Annotated in this window: 24 protein-coding genes; 11 read left to right on the top strand and 13 right to left on the bottom strand. The window is 71.1% G+C overall.

What is annotated here, in order from left to right; translation table 11 throughout:
• The first annotated feature begins 237 nt into the window (after nucleotides 1-237).
• On the top strand, nucleotides 238-390 hold the full coding sequence (locus RNB18_RS43205; protein ID WP_086724430.1) for a hypothetical protein: 153 nt from the start codon (nucleotides 238-240) through the stop codon (nucleotides 388-390).
• Nucleotides 391-463: 73 nt separating this feature from the next.
• Here RNB18_RS43205 and RNB18_RS43200 read toward each other — a convergent pair whose 3' ends face one another.
• The 3 genes from RNB18_RS43200 to RNB18_RS43190 are packed head-to-tail and all read right to left on the bottom strand — an operon-like array spanning nucleotide 464 to nucleotide 3,400.
• Nucleotides 464-1,408 carry a 3-oxoacyl-ACP reductase gene (locus tag RNB18_RS43200; RefSeq protein ID WP_311719603.1) on the bottom strand — a complete coding sequence of 315 codons (945 nt, stop codon included), beginning with the start codon at nucleotides 1,406-1,408 and terminating at the stop codon, nucleotides 464-466.
• Between the two features lie 8 nt (nucleotides 1,409-1,416).
• Nucleotides 1,417-2,493, bottom strand: coding sequence for a Zn-dependent alcohol dehydrogenase (locus tag RNB18_RS43195; RefSeq protein WP_311719602.1), 1,077 nt, complete (start codon nucleotides 2,491-2,493; stop codon nucleotides 1,417-1,419).
• Nucleotides 2,494-2,524: 31 nt separating this feature from the next.
• Nucleotides 2,525-3,400, bottom strand: coding sequence for a MaoC/PaaZ C-terminal domain-containing protein (locus RNB18_RS43190; RefSeq protein ID WP_311719601.1), 876 nt, complete (start codon nucleotides 3,398-3,400; stop codon nucleotides 2,525-2,527).
• Between the two features lie 285 nt (nucleotides 3,401-3,685).
• Between RNB18_RS43190 and RNB18_RS43185 the strand changes: the two genes are divergently transcribed.
• Both RNB18_RS43185 and RNB18_RS43180 read left to right on the top strand, forming a co-directional pair.
• Nucleotides 3,686-5,041 (top strand): sensor histidine kinase, encoded by a 1,356-nt coding sequence (locus RNB18_RS43185; protein ID WP_311719600.1) that lies wholly within the window; start codon nucleotides 3,686-3,688, stop codon nucleotides 5,039-5,041.
• 205 nt (nucleotides 5,042-5,246) lie between these two features.
• The gene (locus tag RNB18_RS43180) at nucleotides 5,247-5,879 is read left to right on the top strand and encodes a response regulator transcription factor (protein ID WP_311719607.1); all 633 of its coding nucleotides are present in this window, start codon (nucleotides 5,247-5,249) and stop codon (nucleotides 5,877-5,879) included.
• 34 nt (nucleotides 5,880-5,913) lie between these two features.
• On the opposite strand, the gene RNB18_RS43175 is transcribed toward RNB18_RS43180, so the two are convergent.
• From RNB18_RS43175 to RNB18_RS43160, 4 genes are all read right to left on the bottom strand, one after another.
• Entirely contained in the window at nucleotides 5,914-7,143 is a 1,230-nt protein-coding gene (locus RNB18_RS43175; RefSeq protein ID WP_311719599.1) for an RNA-guided endonuclease InsQ/TnpB family protein, read from the bottom strand.
• A gap of 277 nt (nucleotides 7,144-7,420) precedes the next feature.
• Nucleotides 7,421-8,221, bottom strand: a complete 801-nt coding sequence (locus tag RNB18_RS43170) for a hypothetical protein (RefSeq protein ID WP_311719598.1) — start codon at nucleotides 8,219-8,221, stop codon at nucleotides 7,421-7,423.
• Nucleotides 8,221-8,760, bottom strand: coding sequence for a SigE family RNA polymerase sigma factor (locus tag RNB18_RS43165; protein WP_059205766.1), 540 nt, complete (start codon nucleotides 8,758-8,760; stop codon nucleotides 8,221-8,223). The genes RNB18_RS43170 and RNB18_RS43165 overlap by 1 nt, the downstream gene beginning before the upstream one ends.
• 51 nt (nucleotides 8,761-8,811) lie before the next feature.
• Nucleotides 8,812-10,245: an MFS transporter gene (locus RNB18_RS43160; RefSeq protein ID WP_311719597.1), complete on the bottom strand. Its 1,434-nt coding sequence runs from the start codon at nucleotides 10,243-10,245 to the stop codon at nucleotides 8,812-8,814.
• A 136-nt stretch (nucleotides 10,246-10,381) separates the two neighbouring features.
• Between RNB18_RS43160 and RNB18_RS43155 the strand changes: the two genes are divergently transcribed.
• The 6 genes from RNB18_RS43155 to RNB18_RS43130 all read left to right on the top strand — a co-directional run bounded on the left by RNB18_RS43155 (nucleotide 10,382) and on the right by RNB18_RS43130 (nucleotide 16,541).
• On the top strand, nucleotides 10,382-12,115 hold the full coding sequence (locus tag RNB18_RS43155) for an MFS transporter (protein ID WP_057615126.1): 1,734 nt from the start codon (nucleotides 10,382-10,384) through the stop codon (nucleotides 12,113-12,115).
• A gap of 472 nt (nucleotides 12,116-12,587) precedes the next feature.
• Nucleotides 12,588-13,241: a class I SAM-dependent methyltransferase gene (locus RNB18_RS43150; protein WP_311719606.1), complete on the top strand. Its 654-nt coding sequence runs from the start codon at nucleotides 12,588-12,590 to the stop codon at nucleotides 13,239-13,241.
• A gap of 22 nt (nucleotides 13,242-13,263) precedes the next feature.
• Nucleotides 13,264-14,181 carry an N-acetylmuramoyl-L-alanine amidase gene (locus RNB18_RS43145; RefSeq protein ID WP_311719596.1) on the top strand — a complete coding sequence of 306 codons (918 nt, stop codon included), beginning with the start codon at nucleotides 13,264-13,266 and terminating at the stop codon, nucleotides 14,179-14,181.
• Nucleotides 14,182-14,252: 71 nt separating this feature from the next.
• Nucleotides 14,253-15,092 (top strand): DUF5336 domain-containing protein, encoded by an 840-nt coding sequence (locus RNB18_RS43140; RefSeq protein WP_311719595.1) that lies wholly within the window; start codon nucleotides 14,253-14,255, stop codon nucleotides 15,090-15,092.
• A gap of 104 nt (nucleotides 15,093-15,196) precedes the next feature.
• Nucleotides 15,197-16,207: an LLM class F420-dependent oxidoreductase gene (locus tag RNB18_RS43135; RefSeq protein WP_311719594.1), complete on the top strand. Its 1,011-nt coding sequence runs from the start codon at nucleotides 15,197-15,199 to the stop codon at nucleotides 16,205-16,207.
• 40 nt (nucleotides 16,208-16,247) lie between these two features.
• The gene (locus RNB18_RS43130) at nucleotides 16,248-16,541 is read left to right on the top strand and encodes a hypothetical protein (RefSeq protein ID WP_057615136.1); all 294 of its coding nucleotides are present in this window, start codon (nucleotides 16,248-16,250) and stop codon (nucleotides 16,539-16,541) included.
• Nucleotides 16,542-16,556: 15 nt separating this feature from the next.
• On the opposite strand, the gene RNB18_RS43125 is transcribed toward RNB18_RS43130, so the two are convergent.
• Genes RNB18_RS43125 through RNB18_RS43115 form a run of 3 tightly spaced genes read right to left on the bottom strand, consistent with a single transcriptional unit; the run spans nucleotide 16,557 to nucleotide 19,752 of the window.
• Nucleotides 16,557-17,627 carry a prenyltransferase/squalene oxidase repeat-containing protein gene (locus tag RNB18_RS43125; RefSeq protein ID WP_311719592.1) on the bottom strand — a complete coding sequence of 357 codons (1,071 nt, stop codon included), beginning with the start codon at nucleotides 17,625-17,627 and terminating at the stop codon, nucleotides 16,557-16,559.
• Nucleotides 17,624-18,358: a class I SAM-dependent methyltransferase gene (locus RNB18_RS43120; protein ID WP_311719591.1), complete on the bottom strand. Its 735-nt coding sequence runs from the start codon at nucleotides 18,356-18,358 to the stop codon at nucleotides 17,624-17,626. Before RNB18_RS43120 ends, RNB18_RS43125 begins: the two co-directional genes overlap by 4 nt.
• Nucleotides 18,352-19,752 (bottom strand): glycosyltransferase family 4 protein, encoded by a 1,401-nt coding sequence (locus RNB18_RS43115; RefSeq protein ID WP_311719590.1) that lies wholly within the window; start codon nucleotides 19,750-19,752, stop codon nucleotides 18,352-18,354. Before RNB18_RS43115 ends, RNB18_RS43120 begins: the two co-directional genes overlap by 7 nt.
• 161 nt (nucleotides 19,753-19,913) lie before the next feature.
• Between RNB18_RS43115 and RNB18_RS43110 the strand changes: the two genes are divergently transcribed.
• Entirely contained in the window at nucleotides 19,914-20,594 is a 681-nt protein-coding gene (locus RNB18_RS43110) for a TetR family transcriptional regulator (RefSeq protein ID WP_057615144.1), read from the top strand.
• Nucleotides 20,595-20,618: 24 nt separating this feature from the next.
• On the opposite strand, the gene RNB18_RS43105 is transcribed toward RNB18_RS43110, so the two are convergent.
• The 3 genes from RNB18_RS43105 to RNB18_RS43095 all read right to left on the bottom strand — a co-directional run bounded on the left by RNB18_RS43105 (nucleotide 20,619) and on the right by RNB18_RS43095 (nucleotide 23,474).
• On the bottom strand, nucleotides 20,619-21,482 hold the full coding sequence (locus tag RNB18_RS43105; RefSeq protein WP_311719589.1) for a tetratricopeptide repeat protein: 864 nt from the start codon (nucleotides 21,480-21,482) through the stop codon (nucleotides 20,619-20,621).
• A 294-nt stretch (nucleotides 21,483-21,776) separates the two neighbouring features.
• The gene (locus RNB18_RS43100; RefSeq protein WP_280857266.1) at nucleotides 21,777-22,010 is read right to left on the bottom strand and encodes a ferredoxin; all 234 of its coding nucleotides are present in this window, start codon (nucleotides 22,008-22,010) and stop codon (nucleotides 21,777-21,779) included.
• Nucleotides 22,011-22,016: 6 nt separating this feature from the next.
• Nucleotides 22,017-23,474, bottom strand: coding sequence for an aldehyde dehydrogenase (locus RNB18_RS43095; protein ID WP_311719587.1), 1,458 nt, complete (start codon nucleotides 23,472-23,474; stop codon nucleotides 22,017-22,019).
• A gap of 168 nt (nucleotides 23,475-23,642) precedes the next feature.
• Here RNB18_RS43095 and RNB18_RS43090 point away from each other — a divergent pair, with 168 nt between their 5' ends.
• The gene (locus RNB18_RS43090; RefSeq protein ID WP_311719586.1) at nucleotides 23,643-24,668 is read left to right on the top strand and encodes an MBL fold metallo-hydrolase; all 1,026 of its coding nucleotides are present in this window, start codon (nucleotides 23,643-23,645) and stop codon (nucleotides 24,666-24,668) included.
• The last annotated feature ends 191 nt before the right edge of the window (nucleotides 24,669-24,859 follow it).

Here is a 24,859-nt window from a genome sequence, read left to right as displayed (position 1 = left end):
TGCCACGACAGGCTCCGGAGGACCCGGAGGGCGGCGGCGGTACGGCCGTGCCGTCGCCCGAATCGGGTCCTCCGGAGCCTGTCGTGGCACGTCCTGTGCCCTTGCAGCAAGCCCCGTTGGGCAATCTTGTAACGAAGTAGTGCCGGTTGGCCCGGCCGCCTGGATTCGGCCCGTGGTGCGCCGGTTAAACTCGCCCCGCTGTAAAGAAAGATCATGTTGACGGGGTGAATTTCTTCCATGAGCGACGCCAGCACGAACCAGTCGACTGCAGACGTCCAGGAGTCCACGGGCCACGGTAAGCACCGGGGTCCGGTCTCGGTCCAGGACAGCGAGACGGCCCCGCGTGGCCGTCACCGCAAGTCGGTCGAGCAGACCGAGGCCGCGGCCTGAGGGCAGACGACGACACACGGCCCGCTCCTTGTTCGAGGAGCGGGCCGTTGCGCGTCCATTCCCCCTACTCCCTTCACTCCCTCTTGAGTCCCAGCACTTCGGCCGCCGCGAACGTCTCCTCCGACGGTCGCCGCGCATAGTGCGGGGTGAGCAGGGCGTCCAGTTCGTCGTAGGTGAAGGTGTCCTGCTTGCTGTCGAACTTGGCCTGCACCCGCGGCCGTTCGACGACCACGACCATCCCGCCGTGGACGACCATCAGCTGGCCGTTGACGCGCTCGGCCGCCGGTGAGGCCAAGTAGCCGACGAGCGGGGCGACATGCTCGGGGGCGAGGGGGTCGAGGCCCGACTCGGGCTGCTCGAGGCCGGCGAAGACGTCCTCGGTCATCCGGGTGCGGGCGCGCGGGCAGATGGCGTTGGCCGTCACGCCGTACTTGGCGAGCGCGAGGGCCGTCGACGTGGTGAGCCCGACGATTCCGCCTTTGGCGGCCGCGTAGTTGGGCTGTCCGGCGGACCCGGCGAGGAACGCCTCCGAGGAGGTGTTCACGATACGGCCGTACACCGGCCCGCCCGCCGCCTTGGACCGCTCCCGCCAGTGGGCGGCCGCGAACCGGGTCGTGTTGAAGTGGCCCTTGAGGTGGACCCGGATCACCGCGTCCCACTCGCCCTCGGTCATGGAGAAGACCATGCGGTCGCGCAGGATGCCGGCGTTGTTGACGAGGATGTCCAGCTTGCCGAACTCGTCGACCGCCAACTCGACCAGCCGGGCGGCCTGTTGGTGGTCGGCAACGTCGCCGGTGTGGGCGACGGCCTGTCCGCCCGCGGCCCGGATCTCGTCGGCGACCTGCTCGGCGGGGCCCGCGGAGGCCTCGCCGGAACCGTCCCGGCCCGGCTGTCCGTAGTCGTTGACGACCACGGCCGCGCCGAGCCGGGCCAGCTCCAGCGCCTCGGCCCGGCCCAGCCCCCGGCCGGCGCCGGTGACGATCGCCGTGAGCCCTTCGAGGGGCAGTGGCTCGGTCATCGCGGCCCTCAGATCTCGATGCACGTACGGAGCGAGGCCCCCGTGCGCATCTGGTCGAGCGCCTCGTTGATCTCGCTCAGCGGTACCCGGTGGGTGATCAGACGGTCCAGGTCGACGCGGCCGGCCCGCCACAGGGCGATGGTCCGCTCGTAGGAGCGCAGGACGTCCCCACCGCCGTACATGGACGGCAGGATGCGCTTCTCGTCGAAGAACAGCTCGAACATGTTGAGCTGGAGGAAGTCGTCCATGGCGCCCGCGCCGACGACGACGAGGGTGCCGCCGCGCCGGGTGGTCTCGTACGCCGTCCTGGCGGTCGCCGACTTGCCGACGACCTCGAAGACGTAGTCGAAGCCCTCGCCCGCGGTCACCTGCTGCTTGGCGTCGGCCAGTTCGTCCGGGGAGACGGCCCGGGTGGCGCCGAACTCGAGGGCGGCCTCGCGGCGCGAGGCGACCGGGTCGACGGCGACGATCTCGGCGGCGCCCTTGAGGCGGGCCCCCTGGATGGCGGAGATGCCGACGCCGCCGCATCCGATGACGGCGACCGACGAACCGGCCTCCACGTCCGCGGTGTTGAGCGCGGCGCCGAGTCCGGTGGTGACGCCGCAGCCGATCAGTGCCGCGATGTCGAAGGGCACGTCGTCGGGGATCGGCACCGCGCAGCCCGCGTCGACGACGACCTCCTCGGTGAAGGTGCCGGTGCCCGCGAAGCCGAACACATCGCCGCCGGGGCGCCGGAAGTTGGGCGTGCCCGCGTTCATGAACCCGGCCAGGCACAGCTCGGTCTGGCCGCGCTTGCAGGCGGGACAGGCCCCGCAGGCGGGCAGCCAGCACACCACGACCCGGTCGCCGGGCTTCAAGTGGCTGACGCCTTCCCCGACTTCGAGGATCTCGCCCGCGCCTTCGTGCCCGGGGACGAAGGGCGCCGGCTGCGGGAGGACCCCGGCCATGGCGGACAGGTCCGAGTGGCACAGTCCGGTGGCCCGGACCCTGATCCGTACCCTGCCGGGCCCGAAGCCCACCGCCTCGACGTCATCGAGGACTTCGAGTTTTTCCTGGCCGATCTCGTGCAGTACGGCTGCGCGCATGGTGCGGCTCCCCTCGTACGGCGTTCTGGGTTCAGGAGTGTTCGACGATGGTGTCGGCGAGGACGGGCGCGTCGTCCCGCTCGACCGCGCCGACGGCGACCCGGGTGGATTGCGGCGTGTGCCACATGCGGATCCGCAGGGTCTCCCCCGGGTACACGACCCCGGCGAACCGGGTGACGTACGACCGCACCCGGGTCACGTCCCCGCCGAGCAGCGTGTCGACGACCGCCTTCAGCGTCATGCCGTAGGTGCACAGCCCGTGCAGGATGGGCCGTTCGAACCCGGCGACCTTGGCGAACTCCGGGTCGGCGTGCAGCGGGTTCCAGTCCCCGGAGAGGCGGTAGAGCAGGGCCTGGTCCTCGCGGATGGGGCGCTGCACGGTCCGGTCGGGCTCGCCGGCCGGGGGGTCGAGGCGGGCGGAGGGGCCTCGGTCGCCACCCCAGCCGCCCTCTCCCCGTACGAAGATCTGGGCGTCGTTGGTCCACAACGGGCCCTCGGCGTCCGCGACGTCGGTCCGCATGACCAGGACGGCCGCCTTGCCCTTGTCGTACACGGCGGCGATGCGGTTCGTGGCGGTCGCGGTGCCCTGGGCGGGGAGGGGACGGTGGATGGTCAGGGACTGCCCGCCGTGCAGGACCTTGGCGAGATCGACGTCGATGCCGGGCATGGACAGACCGCTGATCACTCCCGGCGACCCCGAGCCGGCCACCGTGGCGAAGCTCGGCAGGACGTGCAGCCGGGATTCGAGGGTGTAGCGCAGCTCGTCGGGATCGGTGGCGGGGCTGGGTTTGTCAGGGTGCGAGCCCGCCCCGATGCCGAGGTGGTAGAGCTGGACGTCCTTGGAGTTCCAGGAGATCTCGCCGGTCCGGGGCTCGGCGGCGAGGGCCTTGGCTGCGTCGATGGGCATACGGCTCCTGACAGTGGCGGATCCGACCGTGGCGGAGTCAAGACCTCGGTACGGCCGTCCGCACCGTCGGCCGCACCGAGGTCGTCGCGGGCCGATCTAGAACGCGTTCCAGTCCGGCGCCCTCTGTATAGCCGAGCCCACCGCAGTTGTGAAGACTCCTGACGGAGTGTCAGGTGGGTCGTCAGGCGGGTCTCGCCCGGGGTTCCGGCACCGTGACATTTGTACTGCCCAAATCCGTACACGCACATCTGCCGGGCGGATTCCGCGAGACGTAGCGTCGTCGGTATGACAACAGGGGACAAGCTCTCGTGCCGCGTGGACGAGATCCGCGAGAAGGTCCGCGAGGCGCGGAAGCACCAGCGGTACTACGAGGCGAACAAGAAGCGCCTCAACGCCGAGTACAAGGCCGCAGAGAAGGCCGGGGAGGTCCACACGAAGGCGGGCCTGGGCAGCGGGTTCGGTCTGCTGCCCTGGCTGCTGTTGGGGATGGGCGCCTTCTCCAACCTCTTCCAGGGCGAGGCCTCCAACCCGTGGATCGGCGGCCTGGGGCTGCTCACGTTCAACTCGCTCTACATCTACGTCGCCTTCCGCGCGTTCCACAAGGAGACCCGGGACGCGGTCTCCACCCGGGTGGCGCTGGTGCTGATGGGCCTGGTCACCTGCGGTCTGGCGATGACGTACGGCGGCAACTGGCTACTGTTCTTCCCCCTGTTCGGGCTCGCGACGGGCGCGGTCGTGCGGCTGCCGCACCTGCGGTGGGTGGGCGCGGTGGTGACCGTGGTCGCCGGCGCGGCCTCCGTCTTCCGCGACGGCTGGGGCGGACTCGACACCGCGTACGCCACCTGGATCTCCACGATGGTCACGGCCGCGATCATGTCCCTCTCCGAGGCGGTACGGCAGTTGCGGGAGGCCCGCGAGGAACTGGCCCGGCGCGCGGTCGAGGAGGAGCGGCTGCGGTTCTCCCGGGACCTGCACGACCTGCTCGGGCACACGCTGTCGGTGATCGTCGTGAAGTCGGAGGCGGCCCGGCGCCTCGCCCCCCGCGATCTGGACGCCGCGCTCGTCCAGATCTCCGACATCGAGTCGGTCGGCCGCCAGGCACTCACCGAGATCCGCGAGGCGGTGACCGGCTACCGCGAGGGCAGCCTCAGCGCGGACCTCGACCTGGCCGCCTCGGCCCTGCGCGCCGCGGGCATCGAGCCGGTCGTCCACCGCTCCGGCCACCCGCTCGCCGCCCAGACCGAGGCCCTGCTGGGCTGGGTGGTCCGCGAGGCGGTCACCAACGCGGTACGGCACAGCGGGGCAGAGCGCTGCGAGATCTCCGTGCAGGGCTCGGCGGAACGGGTACGGCTGCGGGTCTGGGACGACGGCCGGGGGACGGCGACGGGCACGGCGCCGGCCGGGGGCGAGTGCGGGGTTGATAACGCCGGCACGGTGTCGATCCCGGTCGTCGGCGGCACCGGTCTCAAGGGGCTCGCCGAGCGGCTGGCCGCGGCCGGTGGGGCGTTGGAGGCAGGCCCGGGGCCACGGGGCGGATTCGTGGTGCGGGCCGAGCTGCCGGTCGAGTCGGTGGCGCCGGAGCCGTCCGGGGAGCCGGCGGGTGCGGTGCGCGGAGCCCGGATCGGCGAGGTGGCCGGGTGACGCCGTACGGGGCCGTCCACTCTTCAGTGTTCAAGGATGCGGCGGAGACCGCGGCTGCGACGCGGGAGCGGGAGACGAGCGGCGCGGCGGGCGGCTCGGGCGGCGACCCGTCGGCGAGGAGGACGGTGAGCCGTACGCTCCGGCGCAACGACGTCACACCCCCACCGCCCCCGCCGACGCGCCCTACTCTTGGGCCGTGAACGAGATGCCCCGGGAGCACCGGGCCGCCAAGTCCATCCGCGTGCTGCTCGCCGAGGACCAGGGCATGATGCGCGGGGCGCTCGCGCTGCTGCTCGGGATGGAGCCGGACATCGAGGTCGTGGCCCAGGTCGCGGCCGGGGACGCGATCGTGGACGCGGCGCTCGTCCACCGCCCCGACGTGGCGCTGCTCGACATCGAACTGCCGGGGATGAGCGGTCTGGACGCCGCCGCCGAACTGCGCGACCAGGCGCCGGACTGCCGGGTGCTGATCCTGACCACCTTCGGACGCCCCGGCTACCTCCGCCGGGCCATGGAGGCGGGTGCCGCCGGTTTCCTCGTCAAGGACGGTCCCGTGGAGGAGTTGGCGGTCTCGATCCGCCGGGTGCTGACCGGCGAGACCGTGATCGACCCCGCCCTCGCCGCGGCCGCCCTGAGCGCCGGCCCGAACCCCCTCACCGCCCGCGAGTGCGACGTCCTCAAGGCCTCCACGGACGGCGCGACGGTCGCCGACATCGCGGGCAAGCTCCGCCTCTCCGAGTCCACCGTCCGCAACTACCTCTCCTCCGCCATCGGCAAGACGGGCACCCGCAACCGGATGGAGGCCGTACGGGCGGCCCGGCAGCAGGGGTGGCTTTGAATCCTCCCCCTCGTAAACGAGGGGGATTCCTGGCTCAGGCTGCCTGGCGGAACAGCGTCCCGCCGGGTCTTGCGCCATCAGCACCAGCCGGGTTGAGACCAGCCCGGACCAGCATCACGCGGGCGGAGTTCTTGTCTCTGGGCGAGACGGTTCCGCACGCGGCGCAGGCATAGGTTCGTTCGGACAGCGGTAGTGCGTGCTTGGTTCTCGCTCCGCACTGGGCGCAGTCCATCGTGGTGTGCGCGGGATGGACCAGGTGCACGATCCTGCCGTGCTTGCGGGCCATCTCCAACAGGGCCTTCTTGGTGGCACCGATGGCGGCATCGGCGGCCTTCCTCGCCATGGTCGACTTCGCGAGGAACTTCGGCCGGAAGTCCTCCACGGCGATGGCGTCGTGGTCGCCCACCACGCGCTTGGCCCACTTGCGGCCGGTGTCCTGCCGCTGCCGGGACACCTTCTTGTACGCCTTGGCCCGCAGCTTCTTCGCCTCGCGGTAGCCCTTGGAGGCTGCCTGTCCTGTGGCGGGTTTGCGGCGGGCCATCGTTCGGTCGTACCGCGACAGCTTCGCCTGAGCTTTCTTCCCGTACTGGGCATGCGGGAGGTCGTGGGTGTCGCTGGTGGTGGTCGCGGTCTCCCTGACACCCCAGTCGATCCCGATCACCTGGCCGGTCCGGGGCAGCGGCTGGACTTCGGCGGGCACGACGAACGAGGCGTACCACTGCCCGAGGGTGTCACGGTACACACGCACCGAGGAAGGTTCGGCGGGAAGATCCCGCGACCACACGACCGTCAGGGCGATGTTGCCTGCGAGGTGCAGACGGCCGTCCTTCAGCCGGAAGCCGCGCTTGGTGTAGTTCAGGCTCGGGTCGGCCTCACGCTTTCTCTTGTACTTCGGCATCCCGGCCCGGCGATACTGCGGCAGACGTTCGCGGATGTCCTTGTGCGCCTTCGCGCGGGACTTGCCGAAGTCCCGGATGATCTGCTGCTGGGGAACCGACGACCCCTCACGCAGCCACGGCGTCTTCGCGCGGGCTTCGGTCAGCATCGTGTCGAGCCGGGCCGGACCGCACGTCGCCTGGTCGGCGTCTTCGGGGCGGTTCTTCTTCCACAGGTCGGTCTGCTGGGACTTGGCGACGCACTCGTTCCAGACCCACCGGCACCGGTCCCACTCCGCCAGCAGCGCACGCTCAGCGGTCGACGACACACGCAGCCGGAACGTCCACCGGGCATGCCCGACGGCCCCGCCCTCCTTCACCCCCGACACGACACCCCCCACACCCCGCCCGATCGCCCCAGCTTCCCTGAAGAGACCGTACGTGCGACACGCGCACACCCGTACCCCACTACGGCGAAGCCACCCCCACCAGCGAACACGGGCACACCCGTTCGCTCTCCGTCTCCGTCAGCGGCTTCGCGGGCGCTCCGCGCCCCCCAAGAGACCGGACACGGCGACGCTCCGCGTCGCCATCCACGGGATGCGATTCCTCCCCGGCGTGAACGCCGGGGCATCCTCGCAAGAATCAGGTGAGCCCGGCGGTTCCCTACTCGATCACCTCCGCCGTCTGGTACTCGGTGCCCTTCGGTGCCAGGCACACGAACCAGTTGTAGTTGGAGCCCGCCGCCGACCGGATCGCCGGGACGTCGGTGCCGGTCTCGGAGCCGGCCTTCTCCACCGCCGTCGCGGTCTCGTTGGTCCAGGTGCAGTTGACGCGCTGGGCGGTCTTGGCGACGTAGCCGATGACGAGACGGACGTCCTTCGTGCCGCCGGGTTCGAGGGGGAGAGAGCCGGACATCAGGTCCGTGCCGGTGAGCCTGTCCGTCTTGGGGACCGTGTTCTCCATGACCTTCGTCGACTTGCCGCCGTAGCCGCGGTACACGAAGTACGTGATCTTGCCGACGAGGTCGGAGGCATCGTGAGCATCCGGCGGGGTCTCACCGCGCAGGGCCATGGCGGCGCGCTGGGCCTCGGCCTGCTTCTCGTCGCGCGGGGCCGACCACACGTTGATCAGGACCCGCCACTTGGTGCCCCGGTCGGTGCCGGTGGCCAGGGTGGTCTGCAGGACCCTGGACGGGTCGGCGTCGGCCGGGCCGGGCGGCTGGGTCGCCACCTGGCCCCCGTCCCCGCCCGGCAGACCCGCCACCGCGAGGGTCGCCGAGGAGCCCGCGAGCACCAGTGCCGTGGCCGCGGCCACCGCCCAGCGGCGGGCCCGGCGCCTGCGGCCACCGCGGAGCACCGCCTGGTAGGGGGCTATGCCGATCTCCACCTCGTCGGCGGCGTCGGCCAGCAGGAGGGCGATGTCGCTGTCGCTCATGTCGTGGCTCGTCTCCCGGTCCGTGCTCATCACTTCCGCCCTCCCTGGGTCGCCATGTCGGCCAGTCCGGGTATGGCGCGAAGTTTCGCGATCCCCTTGGCCGCGTTGCTCTTCACCGAGCCGACCGAGCAGCCCATCGCCTCGGCCGTCTGTGTCTCGGTCAGGTCCTCCCAGTACCGCAGGACCACCGCCTCCCGCTGCCGTGGCGGCAGTTGGGCCAGCGCCGTCAGCAGGGCGCTGCGGTCGTCGGCCTGGGCGATGCGGTCACCGGTGTCGGCGATCTCGCGCACCAGGCCCGAGTCGTCCCCCCGCGCCAGGAACTCCCTGAGCTTCCTGCGGTGCTTGCGTGCGTGCGCGTTGATCATCACGCGCCGTACATACGCCTCCGGATCGTCCGCCGAGCCGACCCTGCGCCAGGCCACATAGGCCTGTTCGAGCGTCGACTGGACCAGGTCCTCCGCGGCGTGCTGCTCCCCCGTGAGGAGAAATGCCGTCCGCATCAGCCGTGGCCAGCGGCCGATGACAAAGCTCTGGAACTCCTCGTCCCGAGCCTGTTTCCGATCCCCCATGGGCACCTCCTAGATGTCTGAAGGAGTCCATGAGCCGCCCGGACCGTTGCCTCAGTTCGCGGAGATCTTTCTCGGCAGCCACGCCAGCATCAACGCCACCCCGCAGAGCAGCACCACCGTCCCCACCCGGAACGCCAGCGCGTACCCCTCCGTCAGCGCCTCCGGCGACGCCACACCCCCCGTCCGCGCCGCCGCCAGCGTCGACAGGACGGCGAGCCCCATTGAGCCGCCCATCGTGCGCGAGGTGTTGACCAGTCCCGACACCAGCCCGGCCTCCCCCGGCGCCGCCCCGGAGATGGCCAGCGAGGCGAGCGGGGTCACCGCTAGGCCGGCGCCCAGCATCATCAGGATCCCGGGGCACATGATCGCGGTCACATAGGCGCCGTCCGCGGTCATCGTCGACTGCCAGGCGAACCCGGCGACCGCGACCGTCGTGCCGAGCACCGCCACCCACCGCGCCCCGAGCCGGCGCATGAAGCGCGGGGCGAGTTTCGAGCCGACCACGATCGCCAGTGAGGTCGGGATCAGTGCGGCTCCGGCGGCCAGGGGTGAGTAGCCGAGGACGTTCTGGGCGTAGAGCGTCATGAAGTACCACATCGAGAACATCGCGGAGCCGCTCAGGAACATCGCCGCGTTCGCCGACGCCACCGCCCGCACCCTCAGCAGCCCGAGGGGCATCAGCGGGGCGGCCGTACGGGACTCGACGAGGAGAAAGCCGCCTACCAGCGCGAGTCCGGCGGCCAACGGGAGCAGGGTGGCCGCCGCCGTCCACCCCTCGGCCTCGGTCTGCGAGATGCCGTACGCCAATACCGCCAGTCCCCCGGTGACCAGCAGCGCTCCCGGCAGGTCGAGGCGCCGCCCGTCCCCGCTGCGGCTCTCGATCAGCCACAGCAGCGAGCCCAGGAGGACCAGCGCGCCGACGGGCACGTTGATCAGCAGCACCCAGCGCCAGGACAGGGTGTCCACCAGGAGTCCGCCGACGAATCCGCCCGCGGCGCCGCCACCCGCGCCGACGGCCGTCCAGGTGGCGATGGCCCGGGCCCGTGCGGCCCCCTCCGGGACGGCCGACGTGACGATGGTCAGCGTCGCGGGCGCCAGCACCGCCGCGCCCAGCCCCTGCACGGCCCGCGCGATCAGCAGCTCGGCGTCTCCCTGTGCCAGCCCGCCGGCCAGCGAGGCCGCCGTGAACAGGCCGAGGCCGACCAGGAACATCCGCTTGCGGCCGTAGAGGTCACCCGCTCGGCCGCCGAGGAGCATGAACCCGGCGAAGGCGATGGAGTAGGCGTTCACGACCCACTGCAGGCCGGACTCGCTCATCCCCAGGTCGGCGCGCATGGACGGCAGCGCCACATTGACGACGGACACGTCGAGCACGACCAGGAACTGGCCCGCGCACGCCAGCGCCACCACCAGCCAGGCGGGCGGCGCCGACCGGGGAGGGCGGGGTCTTCGGGCGACTTCAGCGGCTTCGAGCATGGCCGTCATGCTCTCAACCCGGCTCCGCTTCCCCAAGAGAATATAAAGAAATCGTTAGTACGCCGAAGCATCGGAATAGTTGCCCATGCATACGTAGTTCAAGCCACACGTAACCCGATCTTCCAGGCCCGGAGGCCTCGCACACATGACGCACACGCCGACCGACCAGCCCACCCGGAGAGCGTCCGGCGCTGTCGTCCCGGTGCTCGCCTTCGCGGGCATCGTGGTCGCGGTGATGCAGACCCTGCTCGTCCCGGTCATCAAGGACCTGCCGCAGCTGCTGGACACCGCGCCCGCCAACGCCACCTGGGTCCTGACGTCCACCCTGCTCTCGGGCGCCGTCGCCACCCCGATCATGGGCCGCCTCGGCGACCTGTACGGCAAGCGCCGCATGCTGATCCTCAGCCTCGCGGTGATGGTCGTGGGCGCCCTGGTCAGCGCTCTCACCAGCGACCTGCTCACGATGATCGCCGGCCGCACCCTCCAGGGCTTCGCGATGGGCGCGATCCCCCTCGGCATCGGCCTCATGCGGGACATGCTGCCCCGCGAGAAGCTCGGCTCGGCCATGGCCCTGATGAGCTCCTCGATCGGCGTCGGCGGCGGCCTGGCCCTGCCCCTCGCGGCACTGATCGCCCAGCACGCCGACTGGCACGCCCTCTTCTACGGCGCCGCGGGCATCGGCGCGCTCGCCATCGTCCTCACCCTCCTCGTCGTCCCCGAGTCCCCGGCGCGCGCCGAGGGCACCTTCGACGTCCTGGGCGCGATCGGCCTCTCCGCCGGCCTGGTCCTCTTCCTCCTGCCGATCACCAAGGGCAGCGACTGGGGCTGGTCCTCCGGCACCACGCTCGGCCTGTTCGCCGCGTCGGCCGTCGTCCTCCTCCTGTGGGGCGTCATGGAACTGCGGGTGAAGGCCCCCCTGGTCGACCTGCGCACCACGGCCCGCCCGGCGGTCCTCTTCACCAACCTGGCGTCGATCATGGTGGGCGTCTCGTTCTACGTCGTCTCCCTCGTCCTTCCCCAGCTGCTCCAGCTCCCGAAGGCGACCGGGTACGGCCTCGGTCAGTCGATGGTCGTCGCGGGCCTGCTGGTCGCCCCGCTGGGCCTGACGATGATGGTCACGGCGCCCGTCTACGCCCGGCTGTCGGCGAAGTACGGCCCCAAGTTCACCCTCATCCTCGGCATGCTGATCATCGCGATCGGCTACGGCGCCGGGCTGGGCCTCATGAGCGCGGCCTGGCAGAGCCTCGTCATCGCGGTGGTCCTCGGCGCGGGCATCGGGCTCGCCTACTCCTCCCTGCCCGCGCTGATCGTGGGCGCGGTCCCGGCCTCGGAGACGGGGGCGGCGAACGGGCTCAACACGCTGATGCGCTCCATCGGTACGTCCGTGTCGAGCGCCGTGATCGGCATGGTGCTGGCGAACACGGCGAACAACGTCGGGGGCGTCGCGATACCGACCATGCACGGGTTCCGGGTGTCCTTTCTGATCGCGACCGGCGCGGTGGCGGTCGGGCTGCTGATGGCCCTGTTCCTGCCGAAGCCGAACCGGGCGCCGCAGCTGCGTGCGAGCAGCGAGGAGGACGCGGTGATCGAGCGGGCCGACGAGGTGCTGCGTGGCTTCCGTGGTCGCGTCCTGGACGCCGCGGGCACGCCGGTCCCCCGGGCCAAGGTCACGTTGATCGACCGGCGGGGGCGGCAGGCGGGGGCGACCCTGTCCGGTGACGACGGCACGTACGTCCTCACCGTCCCCGCCCAGGGCGCCTACGTCCTCGCCGCCCGCGCCACCGGCCACGGCCCCCTGGCCTCCTCGGCCACCCACGCGGGCGACGACCGCGCGATCGACCTCGACCTGGCCCTGCCGGGCGAGACGGTCACGGCCTGACCGACACGAAGCCGGTACACATCCCCGCCCACCCCAGGGCGGGGATGTGTTGCGTCGGGGGCGCCCGGAAGGCCGTAGGACCGAACAACCCACAGCCGCACTCGGCAGCGCCCTCGGAAACGGCCACGACGCCGAGCCTCGGCCCCGGCCCCCACGAACCCGCCCGGCGCCCGGTGCCAGGACGACGACCTACAGCGGCCGAGTCCGGACCAGCCCGACGTACACCACCACGTCCTGTCGACGGCCGTGAACGCGGCCTCGGCGTACGCGTCAGCCGCCTGCCAACCTGGCGCGGACAGCCACCGGAATAAGCACGCCCCTCCAGCCCGTCCCACCCGGCGACCAGCAGCACGTTCCCCACCCCCTGTCCCCCAGCCGCCGAAGGGTGCGGCAGCATGGTGCGTCCGGAGGGGCGTACGGCGGCATCGCGGTCGTACGACGCCTGCCCACACGTACGACCGAGAGGAACCGCATGGCCGCGGCCGCACCCAAGCCCGAGATCCTCGCCGCCTTCGAGGCCGCCAAGGGGTTCATGCCCCTGGGTGAGGGGCTGGCCCTCCATGAAGCCGCTCTGGACGCCGGGCGGCTGGGGCTGCCGCTGCTGGAGGTCGGTACATACTGTGGCCGGTCCGCGATTCTGCTGGCCGATGCCGCCCGGGAGGCCGGAATCACCGCGCTGACCGTCGATCACCATCGCGGTAGCGAGGAGCAGCAGCCGGGGTGGGAGTACCACGATCCGGAGACGGTGGATGCCGAGCTCGGGTTGATGGACACGCTGCCCACCTTCCGCAGGACCCTGCACCGGGCCGGGCTGGAGGAGCATGTGGTCGCCCTGGTCGGTCGTTCTCCCCAGATCGCGAAGGTCTGGGGCTCCCCTCTCGGTCTGGTCTTCATCGACGGCGGCCACACCGACGAGCACGCCAACGCCGACTACGAGGGCTGGGTCCCCCACGTGGCCGAGGGCGGGCTGCTCGTCATCCACGACGTGTTCCCCGAGCCGGAGGACGAGTTCACCGGGCAGGCGCCCTACCGGGTCTACCTCCGGGCCCTCGCCTCCGGCGCCTTCACCGAGGTCTCGGCGACCGACTCGCTGCGGGTGTTGCGGCGGGTGCGGGCGGGGATCTGAGAGCGCGGTTAGAGTCGCAGACGTGTCGTACGCAGGCCCTGAATTCGATTCCCCCCAGCCCCGCCGCCCCCGGCGCCGGCCGCTGACCCTCGCCCTCGCCGTGCTCGTGCCGGGCGCGCTGCTCGGGTGGCTGGTGTACGCGGGGGTGAGCGGGGCCGCCGACGGCGGCGGGACGACGGCCGCGGCGAGTCCGCGGGCGAGCGCTCCACCGGCCGTCTCCTCCACCACCGCCGAGGACAAGAAGCCGCTCGGCTCGCTCCGGGGCAAGGTCGTCGTCATCGACCCCGGACACAACCTCACCAACTTCCGGCACACGGCCGAGATCAACCGCAAGGTGGACATCGGTACGAACCGCAAGGAGTGCGACACGACGGGGACGTCGACCAACGCCGGTTACGCGGAGGCGAAGTTCACCCTCGACGTGGCCCACCGGCTGCGCACGCTGCTGGAGAAGCGGGGCGCGACGGTGAAACTGACCCAGGACGGCGACCGGCCCTACGGCCCCTGTGTGGACGAGCGGGCCAGGATCGGCAACAACGCGAAGGCCGACGCGGTGGTGTCGATCCACGCGGACGGCGCGAGCGCCGGGCAGCGCGGCTACCACGTGATCCTTCCGGGCCGCGTCCACCAGGGCATCGCCGACACCCGCCGGATCGTCGCCCCCTCCGCCCGACTCGGCGAGCGCATCGCGCACGACTTCGGACGCGCGACGGGCACCGCCCCCTCCAACTACATCGGCGACGGCACCGGACTGGACACCCGCACCGACCTGGGCGGCCTCAATCTCTCAAAGGTTCCCAAGGTGTTCATCGAATGCGGCAACATGCGCGACAGCAAGGACGCTGCCCTGCTCACGAGCGGGGCCTGGCGGCAGAAGGCCGCACAGGGAATCTCTGAAGGAATCGTGAGTTTCCTGCACGGGCAACGATCTGCGCGCTGATCCCGACATACGCTCCGCCCGGGCGGACGATAGGGTCTACCGACGACGAGACGACCTACGAAGGACTTGAAGTGAATATCCGCTCCCTCACTCGAGGCGACGGCGTGGTGATCGGTGCAGCGGTGTTGCTGTTCATCGCGTCCTTCCTTGATCTCTACTCGGTCGACGGAGCCCCCGACGACGCCGACCTGCCCAGCGCCTGGGCGAGCGGCCCGGTCGTGATGGGGGTTGTCCTCGCGGGCATCATCGGCGCCGCACTCGTCGTTGTGTCGCGCGGCCTGCCGCAGGTCCCCAAGGTGGCGGGGCTCGACCTCGGCCAAGTCGGCGTCGCGTTCACGGTGTTCGCCGCCTGGAGCGCGCTGGGGAACGTGTTCGACCCGCTGAGCGCCGCGGACTACGGCTCCAGTGCGGACACGGTCAGCGCCGGTATCGGCCTGATCCTCGCTCTCGTCGCCACCCTGGTCATGGCCGCGGCCGCCGTCGCCACCCCGCTCGTCCCCGCGCTCCAGGCCGGCCTCGTCCCGGCCCCCAAGCCGCCCCAGCCGCAGCCCTACGGCGCCCAGCCGCCCGGTGGTTACGGCTACCCGGGTGCCCAGCAGCCGGGGCAGCAGCCCGGCCCGCAGGGTCAGCCCTACGGCGGTCAGCCGCAGCCGGGGCAGCCGTTCGGCGCGCAGCCCCAGCCGCAGGCGCAGGCCCCGCAGCCGCCCGCCGCGGAGTTCTCGCCGTTCTGGTTCGCCGTGCCGGTGCCGCGCCCGCTGTTCGCGGAGGACGGTTCGCCGACGCCGATCGCCGAACTCGCGCCGGGCACCTGGTACCTGGCCGTCGAGCAGCGCGGTCCGGGTCTGGTCGCCCAGACGCAGGACGGCCGTCGTGGTGTGCTGCAGGACACGAGCGGCATCCAGCGCGGCTGAGCCCTTCAAGGTCGTAGGACGGCCCCTCGCCCCTTCCGGGCGGGGGGCCGTTGCCGTACATTCGCGAGCGCTCCCGAAGATCTGACATACCGTCAGGAGGCGTCGTGCGACTCGGTCTTGCGCTCGGCTACTGGGGCCGCGGCCCCGACCCCCGCCATGTGCCGCTGGCCCAGGAGGCCGAGCGGCTCGGCTATCACTCGGTGTGGACGGCCGAGTCGTGGGGGTCGGACGTGTTCACACCGCTCACCTGGATCGCGGCTCAGACGTCGACGATCAGGCTGGGTACGGCCGTTGCCCAGATGGCCGCCCGCTCCCCCACCACGACCGCCATGCACGCCCTCACCCTGGACCATCTCTCCGGTGGGCGGGTCATGCTGGGCCTCGGGCTGTCCGGGCCGCAGGTCGTCGAGGGCTGGTACGGCCGCCCGTTCCCCAAGTCGCCGCTGACCGCGACCCGGGAGTACGTCGACGTCGTACGGCAGGTCCTCCGGAGGCAGGCGCCGGTCGAGTTGGACGGCCGCTTCCACTCCCATCCCTACCGGGGCCCGGACGGCACCGGGCTCGGCAAGGCGCTCAAGCCGATCACCCATCCCCTGCGCGCCGAACTGCCGGTCCTGCTGGGCGCCGAGGGGCCGAAGAACATCGCTCAGACGACCCGGATCGCCGACGGCTGGCTGCCGTTGTACTGGTCTCCGAACCGGCCCGAGGTCTACGAGACCTCGCTCGCCGAGGCTCCGGAGGGTTTCCTCGTCGCCCCCATGGCGCAGGTGCGGGTCTGCGACGACGTGGCCGAAGGACTGCTGCCGGTCAAGACGATGCTGGGCTTCTACATCGGCGGAATGGGCCACGCGGCCCGCAACTTCCACGCCGACCTGATGGCCCGTATGGGATATGAGGAGCAGGCTCGCAGGATCCAGCGACTGTTCCTCGAAGGCCGCCGCGAGGAGGCCGTGCTCGCCGTGCCGGACGCCTTCGCCGACGAGATCTCCCTGGTCGGACCGCGCGAACGCATCGCCGAGCGGCTGGAGTCGTGGCGCAAGGGCCCGGTGACGGACCTGCTGGCGCTGGCCCCGGACCGGGAGTCGCTGCGGGTGCTGGCGGAGCTCAACGCATGAGGCCAGGTTTCGTCCGGGAATTCGGGGCCATTCGAACACCATGTCCACTGAATCTCGCCGTGGTGCCAACTCAGCCGGCACGGTCATAGCGATCGTCGCCGACATCATGGCCCTCATTCTGGGCCTGTGGATCCTGATGTACCTGCTGGACGCCAACCGTGCGAACGACTTCGTGCAGTTCATCCACGACGCCGCTCGCTGGCTCGCCGGCTGGTCCTACGACCTCTTCACGTTCGACGAGGCCTGGGCCCGGGTCGTCGCGGGCTACGGCCTGGCAGCGGTCGTCTACCTGTTCGTGGGCCACGCCATCGCCAACCGCGCCCACCGTCACTGAGACCCGACCGAGCGCTCAGGCGCAGCAGTCCGGGTCGAGGCCCAGCGGCAGGCGCTCCCCCCCGAACACCGTGCAGGTGGCCTCATGGCCGCCCAGCGCGGCGACGGCCAGCAGCAGCGATCCCGCCGTCCACGTGGTCAGCTCCCGCGGCCACACCGCTCCGTCCTCGAACACGTAGCCGGTCCAGTACAGCCCGCTCTCCGGGTCCCGCAGATGCTGGATCGACTGGAGAATCTCCAGCGCCCGGTCGGACTCGCCCGTCGCCCACAGGGCCAGTGCGAGTTCGGCCGACTCCCCGCCCGTGACCCACGGGTTGGGGACGACGCAGCGCACTCCGAGAGCGGGCACGACGAACCGGTCCCAGCCCTCCTCGATACGGGACTTGGCCTCCGCGCCGGTCAGCGCCCCGCCCAGGACCGGGTAGTACCAGTCCATCGAGTAGCGGTCCTTGTCGAGGAAGCGTTCGGGGTGCCGGCGGATCGCGTGCCGCAGTGCCCCGACCGCCAACTCCCAGTCCGGCTGGGCCTCTTCACGCTGTTCGGCGATCGCGAGGGCGCACCGCAGCGCGTGGTGGATCGAGGAGGATCCGGTGAGCAGCCCGTCGGTGAGATCCCTGCCGTCGTCCTCCCGCTTCCACCCGATCTGCCCGCCCGGCTGCTGGAGTTCCAGTACGAACTCCATCGCCGCGTACACCGTCGGCCACATCCGGTCGAGGAACATGTCGTCGCCCGTGGACAGATAGTGGTGCCACACCCCTACGGCTATGTAGGCGACGAAGTTCGTCTCGCGGCCCCGGTCGGTGATCTGCGCGCAGTCCCCGTCCTGGTACGCCGCGTACCAGGAACCGTCCTCGTTCTGATGCCGTGCGAGCCATTCGTAGGCCCGCTCGGCCGCCTCGTGCTCGCCCGCCGCGTCCAGCGCCATCGCGGCCTCGGTGTGGTCCCACGGGTCGAGGTGGTGACCGCGGAACCACGGGATCGCCCCGTCCTCCCGCTGCACGGCCAGGATCCCGGCGACGGTCGCGGCGGCCTGCTCGGCGGTGAGGACCCCGGGCAGGACGAGGTGTTCTGTCCGGGGAGTGGTCACGAGGTGGCCACCCGCGGAAGGTGCGGCTTGGTCGCGTACGCCACGAAACTCTTGCCGATCAGCGGGTTCAGTGCCTGCTCGGCGACCCGGGTGGCCAGCGGCTTCTTCATGATGTCCCAGACCAGCAGCTTGTGGTACGCCTGCACCGGCAGCGCCTTGTCGTTGTCGACGCCGAACGCGCACTTGAGCCACCAGTACGGGGAGTGCAGGGCGTGCGCGTGGTGGGTGCCGTACGGCTTGAGGCCGGCCTCGCGGATCTTCGCGAGCAGTTCGTCCGCCTTGTAGATGCGGATGTGGCCGCCCTCGACCTCGTGGTAGGCGTCGGACAGCGCCCAGCAGACCTTTTCGGGGCCGTAGCGCGGGACAGTGATGGCGATCCGCCCGCCGGGCCTCAACACCCGTACCATCTCGGCGAGTACGCCCTTGTCGTCCGGGATGTGTTCCATCACCTCGGAGATGATCACGACGTCGAAGGACTCGTCGGGGAAGGGGAGGGCCAGGGCGTCGCCCTCCATCGCGGTGGCGGTGGCCCCTTCCGGTGCCTCACCCGCCTCCTTCATCGCCGTGAACCACTTCTTGACCTCGCGGATCTCCTCGGCGTTCTGGTCCAGCGCCACGACCTGCGCGCCGCGCCGGTAGCACTCGAACGCGTGCCGGCCGGCCCCGCAGCCGAGGTCCAGGACGCGGTCGCCCGGCGCGAGCGGGAACCGGGAGAAGTCGACGGTCAGCACGTGGCCCTGCTTTCGGGATAGACACCGGTGTCTGTGGTCGGGGGTGCGAACTCGACACCCTGAGAGGCCGCGGAGCGGCCGGGAAGCGTGGTGGCGGAGCCGGCGATCGCCTCGCGGTAGCGGGACACCGTGCCCTCCGCGGCCTTCGCCCAGGTGAACTTCGCCAGTACCCGCTCACGTCCGGCCCGGCCGAGTCGCGCCCTCAGGTCCGGGTCGCCCAGGAGACGGCTCAGGGCGGTCGCCAGTGCGCCAGGGTCCCCCGGCGGTACCGCCAGGCAGGTCTCGCCGTCGCGCCCCGCGACCTCGGGGATCGCGCCGCCCGTCGTGGCGACCAGCGGGGTGCCCGTCGCCATCGCCTCTGCCGCGGGGAGTGAGAAGCCCTCGTAGAGCGAGGGCACGCAGGCGACCTCCGCCGAGCGGACGAGGTCGACCAGTTCGGCGTCCGAGATGCCCTTGACGAAGTCGACGGCGCCTTCGAGGCCGTAGCGCTCCATGGCCTGGGCGACCGGGCCCTCGGCCGGCCGCTTGCCGACAACTATCAGGTGCGCCCCGGGGTGTTCGGTGCGGACCTTCGCCAGCGCCTCGACGAGGAAGACGAGGCCCTTGAGGGGGACGTCCGCGCTGGAGGTCGTGACGATCCGGCCCGGCACCACGCGCACCGACGGATCCGGCGAGAACTGGTCGGTGTCGGCGCCGATGTGGACGACGTGGATACGGTCGCCGCGCACGCCCAGGTGGTCGACGATCTCCTGGCGGGAGGTGCCGGAGACGGTGAGCACGGACGGCAGGCGGCGGGCCACGCGCTTCTGCATACGGGTGAAGGCGTACCAGCGGCGCTTGGACATTCGCTGCCACCGGCCCTCGGCCGCGTCCAGCTCCAACTGCCGGTCCACGGTGATGGGGTGGTGGATGGTGGTCACCAGCGGAGCGCCGACATCGCCCAACAGGCCGTAGCCGAGGGTCTGGTTGTCGTGGACCACGTCGAACTCACCGCTGCGGGCCCGGAGATGGCGTCGGGCCCGCAGGGAGAAGGTGAGCGGCTCGGGGAAGCCGCCGGTCCACATCGTGGCGACTTCCAGGGCGTCTATCCAGTCGCGGTACTCGTCGCGTTTCGGCGTGCGGAAGGGGTCCGGGGAGCGGTAGAGGTCCAGGCTGGGCAGCTCGGTCAGGCTCAGGCCGTCGTAGCCCGGATCGAGTACGGGGTACGGCTGGGAGCCGATGACCTCGACGCGGTGGCCGAGGCGGGCCAGTTCGCGGGAGAGGTGGCGTACGTAGACACCCTGGCCCCCGCAGAACGGGTTCCCTTTGTAGGTGAGGAGCGCGATACGGAGCGGTCGCTCGCCGTCGGCGGCCGGGCCGTCAAAGGCCCCTGCCTGACTGGCCTCAGCGGTCACTCTGAGCCCCCTTCTGCCTGCATTGTCCCGCGAGATTACGACGAGAAGGTAATCTAGAACAAGTTTCAGACTTGATCGTTCAGGAGGCTCTGAATCTACCGGCAGGTAGGGGTCCTGTGAGCGGTGGATCGGGTGATTCACGCCACGGCCGGCACCCTGGCATGCTGAGTGATCACACATCCTCACGGACTGTCACGGAAGCCAAGGTGGACAAGGTGGCCAAGCCCGCCAGAGTGGAAGCCGGCATCGCGCGACCCGACGCCCCGCCGCTGACCGAGCGGCAGGAGGCGCGGCGCCGCCGCATCCTGCACGCGAGCGCGCAGCTGGCGAGCCGCGGCGGGTTCGACGCGGTGCAGATGCGGGAGGTCGCGGAGTCCTCGCAGGTGGCGCTCGGCACCCTCTACCGCTACTTCCCCTCCAAGATCCATCTGCTGGTCGCCACCATGCAGGACCAGCTGGAACACATGCACGGCACGCTCCGCAAGAAGCCGCCGCAGGGCGAGACCGCGGCCGAGCGGGTCGCGGAGACCCTGATGCGGGCCTTCCGGGCGCTCCAGCGCGAGCCGCACCTGGCGGACGCGATGGTCCGGGCGCTGACCTTCGCGGACCGCAGTGTGAGCCCGGAGGTCGACCAGGTCTCCCACCAGACCACGCTGATCATCCTGGACGCCATGGGGCTCGAGGATCCGACGCCCGAGCAGCTCTCCGCGGTCCGCGTCATCGAGCACACCTGGCACTCGGCCCTGATCACCTGGCTCTCGGGGCGGGCCTCCATCGCCCAGGTGAAGATCGACATCGAGACGGTGTGCCGCCTGATCGACCTCACGGAACCGCGGTCCTAGCGCCCCGGCCCCAGTACCCCGGCCCTAGCCGACGGCCACCAGTCCGCTCCAGCTCCGTCCCATCGCCGCCTGTCCCGCCCACCGCTCCAGCAGCCGCCGGGCCTCACCCTCGGGGGCCGCGAGGGAGACCGGCTGGGCGCCGGCGTCGACGGCGCGCTCCTGTTCGTGGGTGCCCTCGCTGCAGCAGGCGCACAGCATGCGGACGCTGCTCGCCGGCTCGGCGCCGAAGCCGTGGTCGGTGAACAGTTCCAGGAGTGCCTCCAGGTCGGCCGCCTCGCCGGCCGCCACCGTGACCTCCAGGGTGGGCAGTTCGGACGCCTCGAAGAGCAGGAGTTCGTCGAAGACGGGGTACGGCGAGCCCTCGACGACCCGCTCGCCCTTCGGTTCGCCGTCGTGGACGACGATCTCGCCGTAGCGCCGCCCGCCCGTGACGGGCACGCTGACGACCCGGCCGCGGGTCGGGCACAGCCGCTCGATCCAGACGACCTCGCGCTCGCCGCCGGTGTCGAGGCGCACACAGGCGTACCCGAGGCGGGCGTCGATCTGCCCTTCCCCGTCGGGGAGTTCGATGCCGAAGCCGCTCCACGCGTCGCGTGCCGTCGCCCAGTCCCGCTGGATCGTGGCCGCGATGCCGAGGTTCCAGTACGCCGGGTCGCCCTCGCCGCGCGGGGAGCGGGCCGCGGCCTCCCGGCCCAGCTCGTAGGCCTTGGCCCAGTTCCGCAGGAACTTGTGGGCGAGCGCGGCGTCGTACCACCACACGGCGCTGGCCTTCAGGTCCGGGAAGTGCGCGAGCACCCGCTCGTACAGCTCGGCGGCGCGCAGCCACTCCTCGGCGTCCCAGGCGTCACGTGCCTGCTTGATCAGCTCTTTGGCCTCGGACTTCCGCACGCCCACCTCACTCCCACGACGACCGCAGGAGAGTACGCCATCGCACGAGAGGACCTACGAGACGGGTTCCCTTCGCCGGCATGGTCCGGATCAGGTTCTGGGGGTCGCCGTCGAGCCTTCCCGCTGCTCTTCGGCCTCTCAGCCCTACCGTCGACGTCGGCCCTGGCGGAAGCCTGCGCTTCTCGCCCGAGTCGGCTACTTCGGTCGGACTCCCTCACTCGCCTCGTAGGCCTATGTCCAGAGTAGAACTCTCGTCCGGGAATGAACCCTCTCAAACCATGATTTTCTCGGCCCCTACTCCTCCGGCGGGAACACCGGCTCCCCGCTCCCCAGCAGCGTGATCATGATGGCCTCCACCGGGCAGTTCTCCGCTGCCGCCAGGATCTTCTCGTTGGCGTCGCTCTCCGGGTCGGCGGGGTGGGACTGGCGGGCGGTGTCCAGGCGGAAGCCGTCGGGGGCGGTGTGCACGCACTGCGCGGAGCCGATGCACAGGGAGCGGTCGACCTCGACGTGCCAGCGGTCTCCCATCGCCGCTCACCCCTCCCAGCCGGCCGGCAGATGGATCATCTTGTGCTCCAGGTACTCGCCGAAGCCCTCCGGGCCGAACTCCCTTCCCAGGCCGGAGCTCTTGTAGCCGCCGAAGGGGCCGAGCATGTCGAGGCTGAAGGTGTTGACGTTGTAGGTGCCGGTACGGACCTGCCGCGCGACCTCGATGCCGCGCTCGACGTCGGCCGTCCACACGCTGCCCGACAGGCCGTAGTCGGAGTCGTTGGCGATCTTCACCGCCTCGGACTCGTCACCGTAGGGAAGGAGACAGATCACCGGCCCGAAGATCTCCTCGCGCGCGATCCGCATCGAGTTGTCGACGTCGCCGAAGAGCGTCGGCTCGACGTACCAGCCGCGGTCCAGGCCCGCCGGACGCCCGCCGCCGGTGAGGATCTTGGCGCCCTCCTCCTGGCCGATGCGGATGTAGTCGAGGTTGCGGCGCTGCTGGCGTTCGGCGACCAGCGGGCCGACCTGGGTGGCCGGGTCGAGCGGGTCGCCGACGACCAGTGCACTCGCCGCCGCGGCAAGGGCCTCGGCGAACTCGTCGTAGCGGGAGCGGGGCAGCAGGATGCGGGTCTGGGCCACGCAGGCCTGTCCGTTGTTCATCCAGGCGGACGGGACGATCCCGGCGACGGCCGCCTCGACGTCCGCGTCCGGGAGGACCACGGCCGCCGACTTGCCGCCCAACTCCAGGGTCACACGCGTGAGATTGCGGGCGGCGACCTCCATCACGCGCTTGCCCGCGCCCACCGAGCCGGTGAAGGAGACCTTGTCGATCCCCGGGTGCCCGACCAGGTACTCGCTCACCTCCCGGTCGGCCGGGAGGATGGACAGGACGCCCTCCGGCAGCCCGGCCTCCTTGGTGATCTCGGCCAGGATGTACGCGTCCAGCGGCGACTCGGGCGACGGCTTGAGCACCACCGTGCAGCCGGTGAGCAGCGCGGGCGCGAGCTTGGCGGCGGCGACGAACTGCGGGACGTTCCAGGGCACCACGGCCGCCACGACCCCGACCGGCTCACGGCGCACGAGGATGCGGCCGAGGACTCCGTCGCGTGTCTCCTCGTACGTGAAGCTGCGTGCGACCGTGATCGCCGAGTCCCAGACCATCATCGCGCCGAGTGCCTGGGCGAGGACGCTCCAGGAGTACGGGGAGCCGTTCTCGGAGGAGATCACGCGGGCGATCTCCTCGTGCCGGACCGCGATGGCGTCCTTGATCCTGGTGACGACCTCGATGCGCTCGTCGAGCGACATCCGCGGCCAGGGTCCCTCGTCGAAGGCGGTGCGTGCGGCGGCGACCGCCGCGTCCACGTCCGCGCGCGAGGCGTGCGGGACCCGTCCGATGACCTCCTGGGTGTGCGGGGAGATCACCTCGATGACGTCCTTGCCCAGGGGGTCGGTCAACTCCCCGCCGATGAACAGCTGTCCGTGTTCCACGAGCTCGGTCATGGCGACTGCCTCCCCGGGGCGGCTTACTGACGATCCATCAGATACGGAACTGATACCAGTTCTACTGGGAGGAGTCCACGGCCCGCACACCGCGACTGTTGGTGACCTCGGGCTACCGTCGAAACTCGTTCTAGTTATAGTGACGGGAACGCGGTGATTGGGGAGCTCATGGCGCAGGTGTACGACCATGGTGGCGGCGTCCGGTCCGTTCAGGTGCCCATCCCCGACAATCCGCTCGGCCACACGCTCGTGTACGTCGTCGAGACCGACCGGGGACCGGTGCTGGTCGACACCGGCTGGGACGACCCGGACTCCTGGGACACCCTCGCCGAGGGGCTGACCGCGTGCGGGACCGGCGTGGGCGAGATCCACGGCGTGGTCGTCACCCACCACCACCCCGACCACCACGGCCTCTCCGGCAAGGTGCGGGAGGCGTCCGGGGCCTGGATCGCGATGCACGCCGCGGACTCCGCGATCGTGCGTCGGACCCGTGAGACCCGTGCCGAGCGCTGGTTCACCTATATGACGGCCAAGCTGGAGGCCGCCGGCGCCCCCGAGGACCACGTGGCCCCGCTGCGCACCGCGCGGCGCCGCGAACTGCCCGGGTTCTCCCCCGCGTTGCCCGACCGCGAGATCGTCCCCGGCGAACTCCTCGACCTCCCCGGCCGCAGGCTCCGCGCCATCTGGACCCCGGGCCACACGCCCGGCCATGTCTGCCTGCACCTGGAGGAGGAACACCCCGCCGGACTGCCGGGCCACGGACGGCTGTTCTCCGGCGACCATCTGCTCCCCGAGATCACCCCGCACATCGGCCTGTACGAGGACCCCGACGACGCCACCGTCACCGACCCCCTCGGCGACTACCTCGACTCCCTGGAACGCGTCGGGCGGCTCGCCCCCGCCGAGGTCCTCCCCGCCCACCAGCACGTCTTCACCGACGCGAGCGCCCGCGTAGGGCAGTTGCTCGCCCACCACGAGGAACGCCTCACCGACCTGCGCTCCCTCCTCGCCGAGCCCCTCACCCCCTGGCAGCTCGCCGAGCGCATGGAGTGGAACCGGCCCTGGGACCAGATCCCCTACGGATCACGGAACATCGCGGTCTCGGAGGCCGAGGCGCATCTGCGGCGGCTGGTGAAGCTGGGCCGCGCGGAGGCGGTGACGGGGAGCGATCCGGTGACGTACGTGGCCGTCTAGCCCGGACCGAGGCCCCCTGGGCGGCTCTCAGTCGCTTTCCTACGGGCGAGTAGAGTAGCCAGGTCGTCATCACATGCCGTACGGGGGGAAGCCGGTGCAATTCCGGCGCTTCCCCTTCCCCAGTGCCCCAAGGGCCTGGGAGACCGGCCGGTGCGCGGCACCGTCGAGGTATACGGAGCCGAGCCGCCCGG

This window comes from Streptomyces doebereineriae, from assembly GCF_031845645.1.
Taxonomy (GTDB): Bacteria; Actinomycetota; Actinomycetes; order Streptomycetales; family Streptomycetaceae; genus Streptomyces; species Streptomyces canus.
The sequence above is the reverse complement of the archived record's forward strand: the minus strand, read 5'-3'. Positions and strand labels throughout refer to the sequence as shown.

Bases quoted from the DNA above. Each gene is read 5' to 3' on its own strand.
- RNB18_RS43205 (WP_086724430.1), top strand. From the start codon at position 238: ATGAGCGACGCCAGCACGAACCAGTCGACTGCAGACGTCCAGGAGTCC.
- RNB18_RS43200 (WP_311719603.1), bottom strand. From the start codon at position 1,408: ATGACCGAGCCACTGCCCCTCGAAGGGCTCACGGCGATCGTCACCGGC.
- RNB18_RS43195 (WP_311719602.1), bottom strand. From the start codon at position 2,493: ATGCGCGCAGCCGTACTGCACGAGATCGGCCAGGAAAAACTCGAAGTC.
- RNB18_RS43190 (WP_311719601.1), bottom strand. From the start codon at position 3,400: ATGCCCATCGACGCAGCCAAGGCCCTCGCCGCCGAGCCCCGGACCGGC.
- RNB18_RS43185 (WP_311719600.1), top strand. From the start codon at position 3,686: ATGACAACAGGGGACAAGCTCTCGTGCCGCGTGGACGAGATCCGCGAG.
- RNB18_RS43180 (WP_311719607.1), top strand. From the start codon at position 5,247: ATGCCCCGGGAGCACCGGGCCGCCAAGTCCATCCGCGTGCTGCTCGCC.
- RNB18_RS43170 (WP_311719598.1), bottom strand. From the start codon at position 8,221: ATGAGCACGGACCGGGAGACGAGCCACGACATGAGCGACAGCGACATC.
- RNB18_RS43165 (WP_059205766.1), bottom strand. From the start codon at position 8,760: ATGGGGGATCGGAAACAGGCTCGGGACGAGGAGTTCCAGAGCTTTGTC.
- RNB18_RS43160 (WP_311719597.1), bottom strand. From the start codon at position 10,245: ATGACGGCCATGCTCGAAGCCGCTGAAGTCGCCCGAAGACCCCGCCCT.
- RNB18_RS43155 (WP_057615126.1), top strand. From the start codon at position 10,382: ATGACGCACACGCCGACCGACCAGCCCACCCGGAGAGCGTCCGGCGCT.
- RNB18_RS43150 (WP_311719606.1), top strand. From the start codon at position 12,588: ATGGCCGCGGCCGCACCCAAGCCCGAGATCCTCGCCGCCTTCGAGGCC.
- RNB18_RS43130 (WP_057615136.1), top strand. From the start codon at position 16,248: ATGTCCACTGAATCTCGCCGTGGTGCCAACTCAGCCGGCACGGTCATA.
- RNB18_RS43110 (WP_057615144.1), top strand. From the start codon at position 19,914: ATGCTGAGTGATCACACATCCTCACGGACTGTCACGGAAGCCAAGGTG.
- RNB18_RS43100 (WP_280857266.1), bottom strand. From the start codon at position 22,010: ATGGGAGACCGCTGGCACGTCGAGGTCGACCGCTCCCTGTGCATCGGC.
- RNB18_RS43095 (WP_311719587.1), bottom strand. From the start codon at position 23,474: ATGACCGAGCTCGTGGAACACGGACAGCTGTTCATCGGCGGGGAGTTG.
- RNB18_RS43090 (WP_311719586.1), top strand. From the start codon at position 23,643: ATGGCGCAGGTGTACGACCATGGTGGCGGCGTCCGGTCCGTTCAGGTG.